At 50.5% G+C, this 1,126-nt stretch carries 1 protein-coding gene; it reads left to right on the top strand.

Annotation, left to right across the window (positions count from 1 at the left end; translation table 11 throughout):
• Positions 1–73: 73 nt before the first annotated feature.
• The coding region (locus FEK46_RS23330; RefSeq protein ID WP_138194856.1) for an IS256-like element IS1414 family transposase at positions 74–1,126 on the top strand (1,053 nt) is incomplete at its 3' end.

Below are 1,126 nucleotides of genomic sequence, written 5' to 3'. Positions count from 1 at the left end.
GGAGCCTGTACATAGATTTGTGTAATTGCCTGATTTTGATATGTTCAATCCAGCATCAAATGAAGGTTAATTTATGGACGAAAAACAGTTACAGGCTCTGGCTAACGAACTGGCCAAAAACCTCAAAACCCCTGAAGACCTCAGTCAGTTTGATCGGCTGCTGAAAAAGCTCAGCGTTGAAGCCGCTCTCAATGCAGAGATGACACACCATCTTGGGTATGAGAAAAATCAGTCCAGACCAGGAGCTAACTCCCGCAACAGTTATTCCACAAAGACCGTTATCACAGGCGACGGTCCACTGGAACTGCGTACTCCGCGCGATCGTGACGGTACCTTCGAACCACAACTGGTAAAGAAAAATCAGACCCGTATTACCGGGATGGATAACCAGATCCTCTCGTTGTATGCCAAAGGGATGACCACCCGTGAGATAGCTGCTGCGTTCAAAGAACTGTATGACGCAGATGTTTCACCGGCACTGATATCAAAGGTTACCGATGCCGTGATGGAGCAGGTTGTAGAATGGCAAAACCGACCACTGGATGCTGTTTACCCCATTGTTTATCTTGACTGTATCGTCCTGAAAGTTCGGCAGGACAGTCGCGTCATCAACAAATCGGTGTTCCTGGCACTGGGCATCAATATCGAAGGTCAGAAAGAACTGCTGGGTATGTGGCTGGCCGAAAATGAAGGGGCGAAGTTCTGGCTCAATGTGCTGACTGAACTGAAAAACCGCGGTCTGAACGATATCCTCATCGCCTGTGTGGATGGCCTGAAAGGCTTCCCGGATGCCATCAACACAGTATATCCGAAGGCCCGCATCCAGTTATGCATCGTGCATATGGTGCGCAACAGCCTGCGCTTCGTGTCATGGAAGGACTACAAAGCCGTCACTCGCGACCTGAAAGCGATTTATCAGGCTCCCACGGAAGAGGCAGGCCAGCAGGCACAGGAAGCGTTCGCTGCGGCCTGGGACAGTCGCTATCCTCAGATAAGCCGAAGCTGGCAGGCTAACTGGCCGAATCTTGCCACGTTCTTCGCTTATCCAACGGACATCCGCAAAGTGATCTATACGACGAATGCCATCGAGTCGCTAAACAGCGTGATCCGCCATGCGATCAAAAAG

It is taken from the genome of Escherichia sp. E4736 (genome assembly GCF_005781225.1).
Classification (GTDB): Bacteria; Pseudomonadota; Gammaproteobacteria; order Enterobacterales; family Enterobacteriaceae; genus Escherichia.
Note: the sequence above shows the minus strand (reverse complement) of the source record. Positions and strands in the feature narration are given on the sequence as shown.